This is a genomic window from Streptomyces sp. NPDC091376 (genome assembly GCF_044757085.1).
In the GTDB taxonomy this organism is placed as follows: Bacteria; Actinomycetota; Actinomycetes; order Streptomycetales; family Streptomycetaceae; genus Streptomyces; species Streptomyces pratisoli.
In genome coordinates this window covers 239,423-256,417 of record NZ_JBIVUF010000013.1, presented here as the reverse complement: position 1 = coordinate 256,417, position 16,995 = coordinate 239,423, and the positions used below count along the sequence as shown (strand labels likewise).

Annotated in this window: 14 protein-coding genes and 1 riboswitch; of the genes, 5 read left to right on the top strand and 9 right to left on the bottom strand. The window is 71.3% G+C overall.

The genetic code is table 11. The annotated features are described in order from the left end of the window. Window positions 1-268: 268 nt before the first annotated feature. Complete coding sequence (locus ACIQMR_RS26880) at window positions 269-634, bottom strand: (2Fe-2S) ferredoxin domain-containing protein (protein ID WP_266387290.1); 366 nt, start codon at window positions 632-634, stop codon at window positions 269-271. 37 nt (window positions 635-671) lie between these two features. Continuing rightward, window positions 672-862, bottom strand: a riboswitch (cobalamin riboswitch). A 189-nt stretch (window positions 863-1,051) separates the two neighbouring features. Here ACIQMR_RS26880 and ACIQMR_RS26875 point away from each other — a divergent pair. From ACIQMR_RS26875 to ACIQMR_RS26865, 3 genes are all read left to right on the top strand, one after another. After that, window positions 1,052-1,450 (top strand): hypothetical protein, encoded by a 399-nt coding sequence (locus tag ACIQMR_RS26875; RefSeq protein WP_328726535.1) that lies wholly within the window; start codon window positions 1,052-1,054, stop codon window positions 1,448-1,450. Between the two features lie 166 nt (window positions 1,451-1,616). Further along, entirely contained in the window at window positions 1,617-2,225 is a 609-nt protein-coding gene (locus ACIQMR_RS26870) for a carbonic anhydrase (protein WP_401392231.1), read from the top strand. Between the two features lie 103 nt (window positions 2,226-2,328). Then, a complete protein-coding gene (locus ACIQMR_RS26865; RefSeq protein WP_401392228.1) occupies window positions 2,329-3,804 on the top strand; it encodes a SulP family inorganic anion transporter in 1,476 nt (491 codons plus the stop codon). Between the two features lie 142 nt (window positions 3,805-3,946). Here the strand turns inward: ACIQMR_RS26865 and ACIQMR_RS26860 are convergent, their stop codons facing one another. From ACIQMR_RS26860 to ACIQMR_RS26845, 4 genes are read right to left on the bottom strand one after another with little or no spacing between them, the layout of a single operon-like run. After that, window positions 3,947-6,388, bottom strand: a complete 2,442-nt coding sequence (locus ACIQMR_RS26860; RefSeq protein ID WP_401392225.1) for a glycoside hydrolase family 3 N-terminal domain-containing protein — start codon at window positions 6,386-6,388, stop codon at window positions 3,947-3,949. Continuing rightward, window positions 6,385-7,203, bottom strand: coding sequence for a carbohydrate ABC transporter permease (locus ACIQMR_RS26855; RefSeq protein WP_401392222.1), 819 nt, complete (start codon window positions 7,201-7,203; stop codon window positions 6,385-6,387). Before ACIQMR_RS26855 ends, ACIQMR_RS26860 begins: the two co-directional genes overlap by 4 nt. Beyond that, a complete protein-coding gene (locus tag ACIQMR_RS26850; protein WP_401392219.1) occupies window positions 7,203-8,150 on the bottom strand; it encodes a carbohydrate ABC transporter permease in 948 nt (315 codons plus the stop codon). Before ACIQMR_RS26850 ends, ACIQMR_RS26855 begins: the two co-directional genes overlap by 1 nt. 27 nt (window positions 8,151-8,177) lie before the next feature. After that, window positions 8,178-9,485, bottom strand: coding sequence for an ABC transporter substrate-binding protein (locus ACIQMR_RS26845; RefSeq protein WP_401392216.1), 1,308 nt, complete (start codon window positions 9,483-9,485; stop codon window positions 8,178-8,180). 150 nt (window positions 9,486-9,635) lie between these two features. On the opposite strand from ACIQMR_RS26845, the gene ACIQMR_RS26840 reads away from it, so the two are divergent. Next, window positions 9,636-10,655: a LacI family DNA-binding transcriptional regulator gene (locus ACIQMR_RS26840; RefSeq protein ID WP_401392213.1), complete on the top strand. Its 1,020-nt coding sequence runs from the start codon at window positions 9,636-9,638 to the stop codon at window positions 10,653-10,655. Window positions 10,656-11,006: 351 nt separating this feature from the next. Here ACIQMR_RS26840 and ACIQMR_RS26835 read toward each other — a convergent pair whose 3' ends face one another. Together ACIQMR_RS26835 and ACIQMR_RS26830 are read right to left on the bottom strand one after the other, a co-directional pair. Further along, window positions 11,007-11,759 carry a hypothetical protein gene (locus ACIQMR_RS26835; protein WP_401392210.1) on the bottom strand — a complete coding sequence of 251 codons (753 nt, stop codon included), beginning with the start codon at window positions 11,757-11,759 and terminating at the stop codon, window positions 11,007-11,009. Window positions 11,760-11,772: 13 nt separating this feature from the next. Continuing rightward, window positions 11,773-12,057: a hypothetical protein gene (locus ACIQMR_RS26830; RefSeq protein WP_401392207.1), complete on the bottom strand. Its 285-nt coding sequence runs from the start codon at window positions 12,055-12,057 to the stop codon at window positions 11,773-11,775. Window positions 12,058-12,137: 80 nt separating this feature from the next. On the opposite strand from ACIQMR_RS26830, the gene ACIQMR_RS26825 reads away from it, so the two are divergent. Beyond that, entirely contained in the window at window positions 12,138-14,045 is a 1,908-nt protein-coding gene (locus ACIQMR_RS26825) for a glycerophosphodiester phosphodiesterase (RefSeq protein ID WP_401392204.1), read from the top strand. A gap of 76 nt (window positions 14,046-14,121) precedes the next feature. Here the strand turns inward: ACIQMR_RS26825 and ACIQMR_RS26820 are convergent, their stop codons facing one another. Both ACIQMR_RS26820 and xylA read right to left on the bottom strand, forming a co-directional pair. Next, window positions 14,122-15,396, bottom strand: a complete 1,275-nt coding sequence (locus tag ACIQMR_RS26820) for an ROK family protein (protein WP_401392202.1) — start codon at window positions 15,394-15,396, stop codon at window positions 14,122-14,124. Between the two features lie 188 nt (window positions 15,397-15,584). Next, entirely contained in the window at window positions 15,585-16,757 is a 1,173-nt protein-coding gene (xylA, locus tag ACIQMR_RS26815; protein WP_358667683.1) for a xylose isomerase, read from the bottom strand. Between the last annotated feature and the right edge of the window lie 238 nt (window positions 16,758-16,995).

Here is a 16,995-nt window from a genome sequence, read left to right as displayed (position 1 = left end):
GAAGCCCTCGGCAGGACCGGCCGGTGCGGCGTCCTCACGGGCGGCGGAACCGCCGCCGCAACCGGCGACCAGCAGCGCCAGAGCCATAGCGGACAGCAGGGACAGCGGGCGTTCGCCCATCATGTGGTGGTCCTCTCACCGCGGGGAGTTGTTCAGGGGAGTGGTGATCGCAGGGTCGTGATCGCAGGGTCGCGATCCGGACGTCGCGATCCGGAGGTCGCGATCACGAAGGGGGTGTCGGGCAGCGTGCGGACGGCGCCGACGACCGTCAGCGCACGCGTCGTGGCGGGGTGAAGGCGTAGAGGCCGAGAATCTCCGGCAGCGCGGCGACACCGGGGCCGCCCGCCCGTACCCAGGCCGCGACGTCCTCGGTCGCGAGGGAGTCGTTGACGAGGCCGAACCAGACGGCCCGGCCGCCTGCGGCGCGCCCCTCCGCCGACGGCTGCACGACGATCACGTTCGCCTGGTCGCAGACGTCGAGACAGTCGGAGATCCGCACCGGGGCGTCCAGGGCGAGACGCGCGGTCTGCTCCGCGTGGTCGACACCGGTCACCTTGGGACTGCCGCAGCAGCAGTCACGGCACACGACGACCCGGCACGGCACTGGACCGCGTGGTGATGGCACCTCGGGCACCACGACAAGCCTCCCCTCTGGGGAGATCCGCCCCAGTCACGTGAGGAGGCGACCGCGTGAGTCTCCTGGCTCTCGGGTCACCGCTCGTCCCGGCCTTCCCACCCGCATCCGGGCAGTGGTCTGTTCGGGATCCGCTCGCCGATCACAGTGGCGGGACCGCGCCGGATTCACACCGGCTTCCTCGTTCCGCCGTCGCCTTTTCGCGGGACATCATCGCAGAAACGAACGTCATGTCATACGCCCGGGGCCCGCTCCCTACCCGTAGCGCGAACGGCCGACCAGCGGTGGCAGCCGATCGAGTCCTGGCCGAGTCTGGCAGGACTGCACAAAGTGCATTCAGCGGAAATCAACCGCAACCGGAACACAAGGGACGGTAACGTTCATCCCTGCGCAGCAATGACGTCAAGGAGTCCGGCAGTGATCTCACGTGTGTCAGCGGGCATTCTGCTGATCTGTGCGGTTCTGCTGCATGTCCTGACACCGGTCTGCGCCACCCCGGCAGCCCCCGGGGCCCCCCGGGCCGATTCGGCCGTCGTCGCCGCGGAGAGCAGGAACCCGCACACGACGGTGGTGGTGATCAGCGCCCACGGTGCGGCGCACCACCACGACGAGTCGTACGACCCGCTGACCCATCTCTCCCGTGTCTCGCAGCTCGGCGCCCACGCGCCCGCCGCCCCCGGCAACGGCGCCAACAGCGCGCCGGACGAGACGGCGAGTCCACCGGGCGCCCCCTGCGCGAGTACCGCGAGACACACCCGGAACCCGGGCGCGGCGGCGACGCCGAGCCTGAGCAACCTGCAGGCGTTCCGCTGCTGATCGGCAGGTGCACCGCCGACGCGAGCCCTTCCCCGGCCGCCTGACGACGTGCCCGGGCACCCTCCGGTGCCCGCCGCGCGGGCTGTCACGCGCCGTCAGGGCCGTCGCGGTGCGCCCCTCTTCGAACACGCACACCCTTCCGTATCGAAGAGACCGAGGTACGACCATGCAGTCGCTCATCGAGCACGCCCGGCACTTCCCCGCACGGATCGCGGGGCAACAGGACACCTACGCCGCGCTGGCGCGGGGCCAGCGTCCCCAGGCGCTGTTCATCACCTGCTCCGACTCCCGGGTGATTCCCTCATTGTTCACCGGCGCCTCGCCCGGCGACATCTTCGAGGTACGCACCGCCGGGAACATCGTTCCCTCCTGGCAGCCGCACACGGCCTGCGGTGTGGCCGGCAGCCTGGAGTTCGCCGTGGAGGCCCTCGACGTCCCGGACATCGTCGTCTGCGGTCACTCCCACTGCGGTGCCGTCCAGGGCCTGCTGCGGGAACAGACCGTACGGAGCATGCCGCTGGTACGGCGCTGGCTGACCCGGGCCGGGCACCGCGGCAGCCACGACGGGCCGGGGCCGACGGCGCCACCGGAGGACGACCCGGTCGCCGCGGCCCAGCGGCATGTGCTGACCCAGCTGGAGCATCTGAGGACCTACCCGTGTGTCGCCGGGCGGCTGGCTTCGGGGCGGCTGCGGCTGCACGCCTGGTTCTACACGGTCGAATCCGGCGAGGTCCTGGCCTGCGAGCCCGGCGGCCGCGTCTTCCGGCCCCTGTGATCCGGGCCGGCCTCCCGGCACCGGACGGGGGGAATCCCACCACAGCGGACACCGCGCCGCCCCGGACGCCCACGACGTTCCTTCCTCACCCCGAGAGAACGCCATGCCCAAGATGCCCCTGACCTTCTCGCCCGGGCGCCACGTCCGGGCCGATCTGACCGCTTCGCTCGTCGTCTTCCTCGTCGCCCTGCCGCTGTGCGTGGGCGTGGCCGTCGCCTCCGGCGTGCCGGCCGAACTGGGCCTCATCACCGGCATCGTCGGCGGCATCGTCACCGGACTGCTGCCCGGCAGCAGTCTCCAGGTCAGCGGTCCCGCCGCCGGACTGACCGTCCTCGTCTACACGGCGGTCCACGAGTACGGCCTGTCCGCCCTCGGCGTGATCGTGCTGGGCGCCGGGCTGCTGCAGCTCGTGCTCGGCGCGCTCAGGCTGGGGCGCTGGTTCCGCGCGATCTCCGTGGCCGTCGTCCAGGGCATGCTGGCCGGCATCGGCCTGGTCCTGATCGCCGGTCAGCTCTACGCGATGGCCGACGCCACGGCGCCGGGCGGCGGCCTCGCCGATCTCGCGGGTCTGCCGGAACTCGTCGGCCGGACCGTCACCTCGCAGACGGCGCTGCTGGCGCTCGCCGTGGGCGTCGGAACGGCACGTCTGATCGCCATGTGGCCGCGAATGCCGGCCAGGGTGCGGGTGGTGCCGGGGCAACTGGTCGCGGTGGGCGCGGCGACCGCCCTGACCGTGGTGTTCGACCTGCCGATCCACCGGGTCGAGGTCACCGGGCTGCTCCAGGCGATCCAGCCACCGGGCCTGGCCGACGCCGGGCGCCTGGCGAACGTCGGGTTCGCGGCCACCGTGATCGCGTTCGCCCTGATCGCCTCGGCGGAGAGCCTGTTCAGCGCGAGCGCGGTCGACCGTCTGCACACGGGCCGGCGTACCGACTACGACAAGGAGCTGATGGCACAGGGCGCGGGCAACACCGTCTGCGGCGCCCTCGGCGCGCTGCCGATGACCGCGGTCATCGTCCGCAGCGCCACCAACGTCCAGGCGGGCGCCAGGACGAAGCTGTCACGGGTGATGCACGGCGTCTGGCTGCTCCTGTTCGCGGCGTTCCTGCCGCAGGCGCTGTCCTACGTACCGACCGCGGCACTCGCCGGCGTCCTCATCCACGCGGGCTGGAAGCTGATCCCGCTCAAGGAGCTCGCGCCGCTGTGGCGCGACCACCGCGGTGAGGCCGTCGTCCTGGTCGTCACCGCGGCGGCGATCGTGACGACCACCATGTTCGAGGGCGTGCTGATCGGTGTGCTGCTCGCCGTCGTCAAGACCGCCTGGGCGATGTCCCATGTCCACATCTCCGTCTCGGACAGCGGTCTGGGCACGGTGCGGGTGCGGCTCACGGGCAATGCCACCTTCCTGCGGCTGCCGCGCATCCTGGACACGCTGGAGGCGCTGCCGCAGCGTCAGGTGGAACTCGATCTGTCGGGGGTACGCCACCTGGACCACGCCTGTATGACGGCGCTGCAGAGCTGGGCGGACCAGCGCAACGCGCACATCTCGCAGCCGGAGGCGCCCCGGCCGACTCCCTGAGGTCGGTCGGTCCGCCGTCCGGCCCCCGGACGGCAACCGCGAGCACGCCGACGCGTGCACCACGAGGGTGGTGCACGCGTCGGCTCCGGTCGCGCCGCACGTTCAGCGGCGGGCTTCGCCGCGGATATCGCGGCGGGTGCGGCTAGGCGGCCGGCTCGGTGCTGAACGCGGCGTGCAGTGCGCGGAGATGGTCCACTTCCCGTACGGGGCCGTTGAGCGTGACCCGCGCCATGAGCCGCGTGTCCGTGCTCGACGCGCCGAACCTCAGCTCCAGCGCCCCCGGTTCCACGATGCGCAGCCCGTCCCGGCCGGTGAAGGCGGCCAGGTCCGCGGGGACCGTCGAGCGGACCCGTACGGCCTGGCCCGGAGCGAGCTCCAGCCGGGCGTAGCCGATGAGGCGCTGCACGGGCTGGACCACGGAGGCGACCGGGTCGTGCAGATAGAGCTGCACCAGCTCGGTGCCCTCGCGCGGTCCCGTGTTGCGGACCGTGAAGGCCAGCCCGAACGCGCCGTCCGTGGTCGCCTCGTCGCTCTCCACGGCCAGGTCCGTCCACGCGAACGTGGTGTACGTCAGGCCGTGGCCGAAGCCGAAGGCGGGCGTCGGGTCGATGCTGGAGACCTCGCTGGAGTGGCCGAGGCGTGCCGCCAGGTAGGTGGACGGCTGGGCCCCCGGGTGACGCGGGACGCTGACCGGGAGCCGGCCGGCCGGAGCGGTCCGGCCGCCGAGCACGGAGGCGATCGCCCGCGTGCCCTCCTCGCCGGGGAAGAAGGACTGGACGACGGCGGCCGACGCGGTCGCCGCCCGGCCCAGCGCGTAGGGCCGGCCGGCCAGCAGCGTGACCACGACCGGGGTCCCGGTGTCGAGGAGCGTGTCGAGCAGCTGCTGCTGGACGCCGGGCAGGGCCAGCGACTCGGCGTCGCAGCCCTCGCCGCTGGTGCCGCGCCCGAAGAGTCCGGCGCGGTCACCGAGTGCCGCGATGACGATGTCGGCGCCCCGGGCGAGTTCCGCGGCCGCCGCGAAGCCCGTGGTGTCGGTGCCGTCCACGCTCGCGCCCTGGGCCACGACGATCTCGCTGTCGGGGAACTCGGCCGCCAACGCCTCGCGCAGGGTGGGCAGTTCGATCCCGACCGGGACCTCTGGGTGCTGGACGCCGACGTGGACCGGGAAGGCGTAGCAGCCCAGTACGGCCGTGGGGTCCTCGGCGTTAGGGCCGATGAGCGCGATCCTGGCGGGAGGCGCGGTCCGCTCCGGGGCGTGGTCCGGGGACAGCGGCAGGGTGCCGTCGTTGTGGAGGAGCACGACCGCCTGTTCGGCGACCCGGCGGGCGAGGGCCCGGTTGCCGTCGGAGTCCAGGCGCACCGAGCCGCGCCGCGTCCCGGCGTCCGGGCCCGGGCCGGTGGCGCTGTCCGGGTCCGCTCCGGCGAGTGCCGGCGGCACAGCGCTCCAGTCCGGGTCGAGCAGGCCGAGTTCGGCCTTCTGCACGAGGACGCGTCGAACGGCACGGTCCACCAGCGCCTCGGGCACCCTGCCCTCGGCGACCGCGTCCAGCAGGGGTTGGCCGAACGTCTTGACCGTGGGCAGCTCCACGTCGACACCCGCGGCGAGCGCGGCGCCCGCGGCCTCGCCGAAGGTTCCGGCGACTCCGTGCAGGGTCTTGAGGAACGCGATGCCGAAGTAGTCGGCCACGACGGTGCCGGTGAAACCCCAGGTGTTCCGGAGCAGTCCGGTCAGCAGCCGCTCGTCGGCGGCGGAGGGGATGCCGTCGGTGTCGGTGTAGGCGTGCATGACCGACCGTACGCCGCCCTCCCGCACCGCCATCTCGAACGGCGGCAGGATGATGTCGGCGCGCTCGCGGGCTCCCATGCCGACGGGGGCCAGGTTGCGCCCGGCCCGGGACGCGGAGTACCCGGCGAAGTGCTTGAGCGTGGCGACGATGCCGGCCGACTCCAGGCCCTGTACGTAGGCGGTCGCGACGGTGCCGACGAGGTAGGGGTCCTCGCCGATGGTCTCCTCGACCCGGCCCCAGCGCGCGTCGCGCACGACGTCGAGGACCGGGGCGAGCCCCTGGTGGACGCCGACGGAGCGCATGTCGTGGCCGATGGCGGCGGCCATCTCGCGGATCAGCCCGGGGTTGAAGGTGGCGCCCCACGACAGGGGCACGGGGTAGGCGGTGGCGCCCCAGGTGGCGAAGCCCGCGAGGCACTCCTCGTGGGCCAGGGCCGGGATGCCGAAGCGGTTCGCGCCGGCGATCCGCCGCTGGGTGCGGGCCAGCGAGAGCGCGCCGGCCGCCGGGTCGACCGGTGCCGTCCCGAACGGCCGGGTCAGCTGGCCGAGTCCGTACGGCAGCAGCTCGTCGAGGTCGACCGCCTCTTCCATGTCGTGCTGGTGCGGGGCGACGTCGCCGCCCTCGTCGGATGCCCCCACCCAGACGCCGAAGAGCTGGGCGATCTTCTCCTGGAGGGTCATCGCGGCGATCAGGGCGTCGGCGCGGATGCCCGCGTCGAGGGACGGATCGCTCCAGAGGGGGGCGGCGGAGTCGGTCTCCACGGCCACGGTGTCCTCTACAGCCACGTTGTCGGTCACTTTCCTCCGACCCCCATCAGCCCCTGGACCAGGGCACGACGGGCGAACAGGTAGACGAGCAGGATGGGGAGCATGGACAGGACCACGGCGGCGAGCAGGCCGGGGATGTCGACCCCGTGTTCCGTCTGGAAGTCGTACAGACCCATGGTGATCACCTTGGTCCCGGCGGACTGGGTGAGCACCAGCGGGAAGAGGAAGCCGTTCCATGCCTGGAGGGCGGAGAAGACCACGATCGTCGACAGGCCGCTCTTGGAGAGCGGGAGGACGAGCTGGAAGAAGGTCCGCCAGGGCGAGGCGCCGTCCACGGTCATCGCCTCATACAGCTCCGGTGTGATGTCACGCATCACACCGGTGAGGATGAGCGCGCACACCGGCATCGCGAAGGCCGCGGTCGGCAGGATCACGCCGATGAGGTTGTCGTAGAGACCGGCCTTGCTGATGACGTAGAACATCGGGACGATCACGGCCTGCGAGGGGATCGCGAGGCCGAGGAGGAACAGCCGGAAGACGACGCCGGTGGTCCGGCCCTGGCTGCGGACGATCGCGTACGCCAGCGGCGGTACGAGCAGCAGGACGATGCCGACGACGGCCACGGTCACGATCACCGTGTTGAGGAAGTACTGCGCGAAGCCGTCGTTGAGATCGTTGACGTAGTTGTCGAGCGTGAAGTTGTCCGGGAAGGCGAGCGGGCCGTTCGCCGCGTAGTCCGCCCGGCTCTGGAACGTCGCGATCAGCATGACGTACAGCGGCAGGCCGACGAGGAAGAGCCAGACGAGCGAGCCGAACCCCGCCAGGTAGTTGGGACGGCTCTTCATCACACGCCCTCCTGGGTGCTGCGCATCTTGTCGTAGCCCGACAGCCGGACCGTGATCAGCGAGATGACCGTGGCGACGACCACGAGGAGCAGCGCGATGGCGGCGCCCGCGCCGAAGTCGAAGCTCTTGAACGCCTTTTGGTACATGTAGTAGGCACTGATCGTGGTGTCGGTGCCGGGGCCGCCCTGGGTGAGGATCAGCACGGTGTCGAAGGTCGTGAGACCGCCGACGACCATGAGGATCACCGAGGTGATGATGCTGTTGCGCAGCTGCGGCAGGGTGATGTGGAAGAACTGCCGGACGCGGCCGGCCCCGTCGATCTGGGCGGCCTGGTAGAGGACCTGCGGGACCGCGCGGGCAGCGCCCTGGTAGATGAGCGTGTGCAGGGGCGTGAACTGCCAGGTGGCGACGAAGACCAGGACACCGATCGCGGTCGCCTGCTTGCCGAGCAGATTGCCGTCCCCGAAGAGCCATTCGGCCTGCGAGGGCACGCCGAAGTTGGGGTCGAGCACGGCGCGCCACAGCACGGAGACGGCCGTGATGGAGAGCAGCAGCGGGACGAAGTAGATGGCGGTCAGGACGGCCCGGTTCCGTTGGCGGCCCGCGGCCCAGACGCCCAGCAGGATGCTGATCGGGGTCTGGACGACGACGCCGAGCAGGGTGAGCAGGACGCTCAGCCAGAGGCTCTCCAGCATGACGGGGTCGGCGAGGAGCTTCGTCCAGTTGTCGAGGCCGACGAACTCCGGTTCGCCGAGGCCGTTCCAGCCGGCGAAGGACAGCACGACGAGCATGCCGAGCGGGACGATGGCGAACAGTCCGAAGAACACGGCGGCGGGAGCCGCCCAGGCGAAGCCCGGGCGGCCCACTCCGGTGCCGGACCGGCCGGGGGCGCGGCCGGTCCGTGCGGACTGCTCGCCGTCCACGGCGGGTGCGGTGGCAGTGGTCATGTCAGGTGATCCGGATCAGTGGTGGGGTCAGGCGGCCGGCAGGGACTGCATCTGCTCGATGAATCCGTCCGCGTCGATCTGGCCGTTGAAGAACTGCTGGACGGCCGAGTGGATCGTGGTGGTCGCGGCGGGCGGGTACGCCTGGTCCCAGGAGAGCTGGAACGCCGGGGCCTTCGCGACCAGGTCGTACTGGTACTTCGAGTACTCCGGGCTCGCCGAGGTGTCGAGGAAGTCCGGGGTGTTCGTGGTGGTGGGCAGGTTGCCTATGGACAGCTGCCCCTTCACGAACTCGTCCGAGTACATGAGCTTGAGGAAGTCGGCTACGGCCTCGGGGTGCTCGGTCTTCTTCAGCACCGAGTAGTAGTTGTTGGTGTTGCCGGCGAGGTTGCCCGGGTCGCCCTTGCCGCCGGTGACGGTCGGGAAGGTGCCGTAGCCGAGGTCGCTCTTGGCGAAGTCCGGGTGGGCGTCCTGGAGGGTCGAGTACTCCCAGGAGCCCATCAGCTCGAAGGCGGCCTTGCCCGTGGCGAGCAGGGCCGGGGAGCCTCCGTCGGTGAACTTCACCGAGTCGAAGTTGGTGCCGAAGGCGCCCGCGTCGACCAGCTCCTCGATCATGGAGAGGGCCTTCTTGCTCTCGGCGCTCTCCCAGGCGCTCTTGTCGCCCGTCATGGCCTTCTGGAACAACTCGGGCCCGGCGACGCGGTCGTAGACGTACTGGTACCACATCTGCGTGGGCCACTTGTCGCCGCCGCCGAGCGCGATCGGGGTGACGCCCTTGCCCTTGAGGGTCTTGACCGCGGCGAGGAGCTCGTCCCAGGTCTTCGGCGGGGTGATACCGGCGTCCGCGAGGACCTTCTTGTTGTGGAACATCAGGACGGGCTGGGTGCCGCGCATGGGAACGCCGTACGGCTTTCCGTCGACGACGGCGGTGTTGAACACCGAGGGCAGGAACTTGTCCTTGAGGCCCGGGTCCTTGGCGATGAAGTCGTCCAGCGGCATCAGCAGACCGGCGTCGACGAACGGCTTGATGCTGCCGCCGCCCCAGTTGAAGAACACGTCCGGGGCCTGCTTGCCACTGATGATCGTCTGCAGCTTGGCCTGGTAGTCGGCGCCCGGAATGGTGTCCAGGACCACCTTGACCTCGGAGGTCTTGTTGAAGGTGTCGACCAGCTGCTTCTCGATCTTGTTGGTCGCGTCGCCGTAGACGAGGACGTGAATCTCGTCGGCCCCGCCCGCCGAGTCGTCGGAGTCCCCGCCGCACGCGGACAGTGAAAGCGTCATGGCCAGCGCCAGCCCGCCGATGACGGCGGTCCGGGGGAACCGTACGCGTAGCTTCATCGCCTCGCCTCTCGAAACTATTTCGGCACCGTTACCGAAAGTTCACGAGAGGGGACGGTAGGCGCCCCCACCTGGGGGGTCAACCCTCGAACACCGAGTTACCAAAGCGTTACGCTGTTGCGGTAGTTGAACGTGCCTTATGCTCCCGCCATGCGCGATGACGAGGAGATGGGCCGCATCACCCTGGCCCAGGTGGCCCAGAAGGCCGGTGTCTCCATTTCGACAGTTTCGAAGGTCCTCAACGGCCGGCAGGACGTGGCCCCGCCGACGAGGATCAAGGTGGAACGCCTGCTGGAGACCCACGCCTACCGGCGTACGGCGAGGTCGTCCCGGGAGGCGCCGCTCATCGAGATCGTCTTCCACGAACTGGACAGCATCTGGGCCCTGGAGCTGATCCGCGGGGTGGAGAACGTCGCCAAGGCCAACCGGGCGAGCGTGGTGCTGACCGAGAGCGGCACCCGCCACTCACCGGATCCCGACTGGATCGAAGGGGTCCTGCAGCGCCGGCCCATCGGCGTCGTGCTGGTCTTCTCCGCCCTTCCCCAGGCGGTCAAGCAGCAACTCAGGGCTCGTTCCATACCTTTTGTCATCATCGACCCGGCCGGCGATCCCGATCCCGACGTACCGTCCGTGGGGTCGGCCAACTGGACCGGCGGCCTTGCCGCCACCCGGCATCTGATCGAGCTCGGACACAGGCGGATCGGCATCATCACCGGCCCCGAGGACATGCTCTGCTCCCTGGCCCGCCTCGACGGCTACCGCTCGGCGATGAGCATGGCCGGACTGGAAACCGCGCCCGAACTCATCCGGTTCGGCGACTTCCACGTGGAGGGCGGCTACGACCGGGCGATGGAGATGCTGAGCCTGCCGGAGCGGCCGACCGCCGTCTTCGCGGGCAGCGACCTGCAGGCCCTCGGCGTCCTGGAGGCGGCCCGCGTCAACGGGTTGCGCGTCCCGCACGACCTCTCCGTCGTCGGCTACGACGACGTCCAGGTCGCCCGCTGGTCCAGCCCGGCCCTGACCACGGTCCACCAGCCCCTGCGCCAGATGGCCGAGGAAGCGGCCCAGATGCTGCTGCGGCTGCGCACCGAGGAACCGTCGTCGACGCGGCTGGAACTGGCGACGAGCCTGGTGGTGAGGAAGAGCACCGCGCCACCGCGGACGGACTGAACCGAGGGGTTCGCGGGGCACGGTCGAACCCACCTCACCCGGCGACCGGACTCGCCGCCCGTGCCGCGTCCGTCACGCGCCCCCGTAGTCGTCCACGTAGGTGGTGATCAGCTCCAGCAGCGCGAGCGCCCGGTACCGGTCCTCGTGCTGGGCGCGCAGCACGCAGACAGGTGAGCACGGCATCCCCTGGGGCGCGGCACAGCACGGTGCACATCTCGTGCCTGAAGTCCCGGACCTCGTCGGCCCGGAGAGCGGTTCGCCCGTCACCGTGGCATGCCAGCCGCCGTCGAACGACAGGTTCGTGTTCATTCACGCCTCGCCATGCGCGCCTGCTGCCTGACGCGCCCGCGGTCAGGCACCGTAGTCCTCGACCAGGTCACCGATGAGCGCCAGGAGGGCGTCGGCCCGGTGGCGATCCTCCCGCTGGGCGCGCAGGGCCTCGTCGAGTGCCCGGAGACGGGCCACGGCGGACGGGTCCCGGTCCCTCACCTCGTCGAGCAGCGACGAGGTCATCAGATCCAGACACTCGGTGAACAGCAGCCGGGTTGCCGGGGCAGCGGGGGCCGGGCCGGGGGCGGCGAAGCCGGTGGTCAGGTAGCGCACCGGATCGGTGAGACTCCAGCCCACGACGGCGCCGCGCTGCACAAGAAGAGCCACATCGGGGGCGATGCCGATACGGGCGTCCAACGGCTCGTCGAGGACGTCGAGATCACGCAGACAGGTGAGCACGGCATCCCCTGGGGCGCGGCACAGCACCGTGCACATCTCGTGCCTGAAGTCCCGGACCTCGTCCGCGCGGAGGCCTCCCGGGCGGCCGGCGGGCTCAGCGGGAAGACGGGCACAGTCCTCGGGATCGGCGGCATCGCCCGGAACCTGGAACTCGGCCCCGACCAGTCCCCTGCCGAGGGGGTCGAACCGAAGCTCGTCGGGCGTGTCCCACAGCCACGGCCCGCTGCCGAAGGTGTCCAGAAGGAACTGCCCACGTTCCTTCACGTCCGCGTACGGTGCGACGCGTACCCGGAAGTCGCGGAAGTCGAGACGGGCGGCGATGCGCAGTGGATCGCCGAACACGGTGGCGGTCCGGTCGCCGATGGTGAGTCTCATGGTGAATGCCACCTCATCTGACCTGTACTGCGGGAGGCGTGCAGTCGTTCTTCGCTCGAATCCTGCCCTCCACCACGTCCGCCTGCGTAGTCTGCGCACCAGGGTCAGGCGGCGAGCCACCGAGCGCCCCGGCCCCGGAAGAGCCCTTGATGCCGGAGGAACCGTACGCCGTGATGACGTTGCTGCCCCCCGCCTTGTCGGCCCGCGTCACGACGACGTCCGCTACCTGACGGAAGATCAGGTCTGTGCTGCCTGCGGTCGAGTGGTACACCGCGTCCGGCCTCTTGAGGACGGTCACGGGCGGGCGCCGCCGCGGGTTCCCCTCGGCGCCACGGACGCGACGCCCCGCATTCGGGCGACGCGCCTAGCGTCCCACGCATGTTCTCCTACGCGAAGTCCGCCTCCGCGCGCATCGGCACCGCACTCGCCCTCGCCGGCTCGCTCGCGCTGCTGTGCGTCGCAGCACCCGCCCGGGCCGGCGCCCCCGGCACCGTCCCCGGCACCGCCCTCGGCGCCGCCCCCGAGCCGGGAGACGTCGTCGTCTCCGAGGACTTCTCCTCCGGCTCGCTCCCCGCCGGCTGGCAGGCGGTCGACGGGGACTGGCAGGTCAAGGACGGCCGCCTGGTCGGCACCGCCGCCTCCGGCACCCGGAAGCTCACCTTCGGCCCGCACCTCGCCGACTACCGCTTCGAGGCCACCGCCCGCTTCGACACCGTCGCCGAGGCGACGCGCTGGTTCGCGCTCGGCCTCGACGTACCGGCGTCCGGTGCGACTCCCTGGTGGATCGCGACCCTGCGCAGCGGCAGCACCGCGGCCAACGGCGCCGAGTTCGCCCAGCTCACGACCGCCGGATCGTGGAACGTCACCGACACCGCCGCCGCTCCCTACGCCGCCGCCACCGGCCGCGACGTGAAGGTACGTATCGAGGTGCACGGCCACCGGGCGGCCTGGTTCCTCGACGGCCGGCAGCTGATGCGGACCAACCGGCTCCAGCGCTCCGCCGACGGCGGCCTCGCCCTCGTCGTCAACGGCTCGCAGGTCTCCTTCGACGACGTGAAGGTCACCGCGCTCGGCCCCAACGGCCACCTCCGCCCCGAGGGCGCCCCGGTCACCGTCATCGCCCACCGCGGCGCCTCGTCCTCCGCGCCCGAGAACACGATGTTCGCGCAGGAGGTCGGCCGCCGCTCCGGGGCCGACTTCATCGAGAACGACGTCCAGCTCAGCAAGGACGGCGTGCCCCACATCCTCCACGACACCACCGTGGACCGCACGACCGACGGCACCGGCGACATCACGACCCTCACCGCCGCGCAGCTCGACGCCCTGGACGCAGGCTCCTGGTTCTCCCCGCACTTCGCGGGCGCCCGCATCCCCACCCTCGCCACGCAGCTCGCCGATCTGCGCGCCCGCGGCGGCAGCCTCCTCCTCGAAGTGAAGCGCGCCGACACCAGGGAACAGGTCGCCGCGATGATCGACGTCGTACGCGCGGAGCAGATGACCGACCGGGTCTTCGTCCAGAGCTTCGAACCCCGGCATCTGCGCTGGGTGCGCGAGCTGGCGCCCGAACTCCCCCTCGGGCTGCTGCGCGGCACTCTGGACGCCGACCCCGTGGCCGTCGCCGCCGATCTGCACCTGACCTCGTACAACCCGAGCGGCGCCGCGCTCGACGCGCGTCCGGGCGTGGTGGACGAACTGCACAGGGCGGGCGTGGCCACCATGGTGTGGACGATCGACTCGGCGGCCCAGTGGCGCAGGTACGACGGCTACGGCGTCGACGGAATCATCACGAACCGCCCGGCGGAGCTGGCGGGTTGGAACCAGGCCCGGACCGTTCCGGAGAAGCCGGCGGCCTCGGTCACGTCCCCGGCGGACGGCGCCGTACTCGACCGCGCCCAGCGTCCCGTCCTGGCCGTCACCTCCGAGCACGCGGACCCGGCGAAGGTGGAGGTCACGCTGGACGGTGAACCGCGCGAGCCGGGCAGCGTGCTCGACCTGGGCGCACTGGCGGCGGGCGGGCACACGCTGCGGCTCACCGCGACGGGTCCCGGCGGCACGACGGTCACCACCAGCACCTTCACCGTACGGGCGACCAGGGCCGGTCTCGGTCATCTGATCCTGGCCTCGGGCAGCAGGCCGCAGACGGTCGACGAGCTGCTCGGCAGCCTCGCCCGCGGGCGGTACGAGCAGCTGGCCAAGCAGGCGCGCAAGGCGGGCGGCCGCGGCGAACTTCCCGCGGCGACTGCCGAGTTGATCGCCGCCGACGCGGAGGCATTGCGGGCCGGCTGAGAAGGCGGGCAGAAGGCGGACGGCACCCCGGGCCACTGTCCCGGGGTGCCGCGCGCTCGGTACGGCCGGACACCCTCTAGGCGTGGACGGCGACCCGTCCCGGATCGGCGAAGATCTCCTCCACGATGATGTCCGCCGCCCCGCGCACGGCCGCCGTGAAGCCCAGGGCCGAGCCGGTCACCCGGCACACCGCCGCGTCGCCCGCCACGGCCCGTTCGCGCAGCTCGCGCATGGCGGCGGGCAGGAGGTACGGGGCGACGGCCGCGAAGTAGCCGCCCAGCACGATCACCTCCGGATTGAGCAGATTGACCGGGATCGACAGACCGGTGCCCAGCCAGCGGCCGATCTCGTCCAGACCGGTGAGCGCCCGCGGGTCCCCCGCCGTGGCGCGGCGCAGCAACTCCCCCGCCTGTTCCTGGGGATCGTGGGACACGGCACCCGCCGTGGCACCCGCCTCGGCGCCCTCCAGGTCCGGGGCGGCGAGACGCATCGCGGCGGGCAGCCCGACCTTGGTCTCCAGGCAGCCGATGCGTCCGCAGGCGCAGCGCTCGCCCGCGGGATCGACCTGGATGTGCCCCAGTTCGCCGCTGAAGCCGCCGGAGCCGCGCAGCAGTCGGCCGCCCGCCACGATCCCGGCGCCGATGCCGGCCTCCCCGGTCACGTACACCAGATCGACGGTGCCCGGCCGGCCGTGGCCGTGCTCGGCGAGTGCGGCCAGGTTGGCCTCGTTGTCGACGACGACGCTCACCTCGTCCGGCAGCGCGAGCAGTTCGCGCAGCAGCGCGGCGGCGGGGACGTCCCGCCAGTGCAGGTTCGGCGCGGAGCGTACGAAGCCGGTGGCGATGTCCACGGGGCCGGGGACGGCGACACCGACCCCCGCCGTGTGGGCTCCTGCCCGGCGCGCATCGTCGATCAGCTCGGCGGCGAGCCCGGCGAGCGTACGGATGGTGTGTTCGGCGTCCTGGTGCGTCGCGTCGTGCACCAGGCGCCGCTCCTGGAGCCGCCGGCCCGCGAGGTCCATGGACCAGGCCGCCAGGTAGCGGGAGTTGACCTCCAGACCCAGCGCGGCCACTCCCCTGCCGTCGATCTCCAGCCGGCGCCCGGGGCGGCCGACCGTGCCGTCCTGCTGGTAGTCGGTCTCCCGCAGCAGCCTGCGTTCGATCAGCTCGGTGACGAGGCTGGAGACCGTGGCCCGGGTCAGTCCCGTGTGGCGGGCGACGGTCGCCCGGGACAGCGGTCCTGCCGTACGGACCTCACGCAGCACGCGTACGAGGTTGGCGCGGCGGACCGCCACCTGGTCGACGGGGGCCGCCCCGGGGGAGCGAGCCGCTTCGGCGGCGCTCAGTGGCACGTACTCACTCCCTACCCGCCCTCGGCCGGACCGGATGGCTCCGGGCTCCGGCCAAGGGGTGACGGCTCCCGTTCAACGGCGGATCACGCACATCGCGCGGATCGCACGCATCGCACGCATCGCACGAAAGAGGCGGATCGCACGGATCGGCGACGACAGTTCAACGACGGATCAACATAACCCGGCGGTCAGCGGCGCACACCGAGCAGGTGCTCCATCGCGAGCTGGTCGAGGCGCTCGAAGGCCATGGAGCGCTCGGCCGCGGCCTGCACGTCGAACTCCTCGTAGGCGGAGGTGTCGGCGAGCAGCCCCTTGAGGCCGTCGGCCGCGGTCGGCTGTGCGAGCTCGTCGAGCCGGGACGCGACCAGCGCCTCCTGGACCTCGGCGTCGGCGCGGAAGGCGGCCGCGCGCTCCTTGAGGATGAGGTAGTTGCGCATGCAGTTCTTGGCCGACTCCCACACGCCGTCGAAGCCGTCGGTGCGCACCGGCTTGAAGTCGAAGTGGCGCGGGCCCTCGTAGCCGGCCGTCTCCAGCAGGTCGACGAGCCAGAATGCCTGGCGCAGATCGCCGGCGCCGAAGCGGAAGTCCTGGTCGTACTTGATGCCGGACTGGCCGTTGAGGTCGATGTGGTACAGCTTGCCCGCCCACAGCGCCTGCGCGATGCCGTGCGGGAAGTTGAGGCCCGCCATCTGCTCGTGGCCGGTCTCCGGGTTCACGCCGACCAGCTCGGGGCGCTCGAGGCGCTCGATGAAGGCGAGGGCGTGGCCGATGGTCGGCAGGAGGATGTCGCCGCGGGGCTCGTTCGGCTTGGGCTCGATGGCGAAGCGCAGGTCGTAGCCCTGCTCGGTGACGTAGTCGCCGAGGAGGTCGAAGGCCTCCTTCATACGGTCGAGCGCGACCCGCACGTCCTTGGCGGCGCCGGACTCGGCGCCCTCGCGGCCGCCCCAGGCGACGTAGGTGGTGGCGCCGAGCTCGACGGCGAGATCGATGTTGCGGATGGTCTTGCGCAGGGCGAAGCGACGGACGTCGCGGTCGTTGGCGGTGAAGGCGCCGTCCTTGAAGACCGGGTGCGTGAAGAGGTTGGTCGTCGCCATCGGCACCTTGAGACCGGTGCGCTCGAGCGCGTCCTTGAAACGCTTGACGGCCGTCTCGCGCTGGGCGTCCGAGGAGCCGAACGGGATCAGGTCGTCGTCGTGGAAGGTCACACCGTGCGCGCCGAGCCCGGCCAGCCGCTCGACGGACTCGACCGGGTCGAGGGCGGGGCGGGTGGCCTCGCCGAAGGGGTCGCGGCCCTGCCAGCCGACGGTCCACAGACCGAACGTGAACTTGTCCTGAGAGGTGGGAGTGAACTGCTCCGACATGGTGCGGCCCCTTGCTCGGAATTTGTTTGGCTTCTAACCAATACCTCATGGGACGGCGTGGGCCAACCCCCGGCGGGGCCGCTTCGGCGAGGACGCGGCATCCCGGGGACGCCTGCCACTACGGGCTTGACGAGCGCCTGCCACCTGGACATATTTTGTTGTCTGCATAACCAAAAGGCAGAGCAGTCGCCCGGTCCGGCCATCGCCAGGTCCCGGAACCACCCGTCACCGGGTCCAG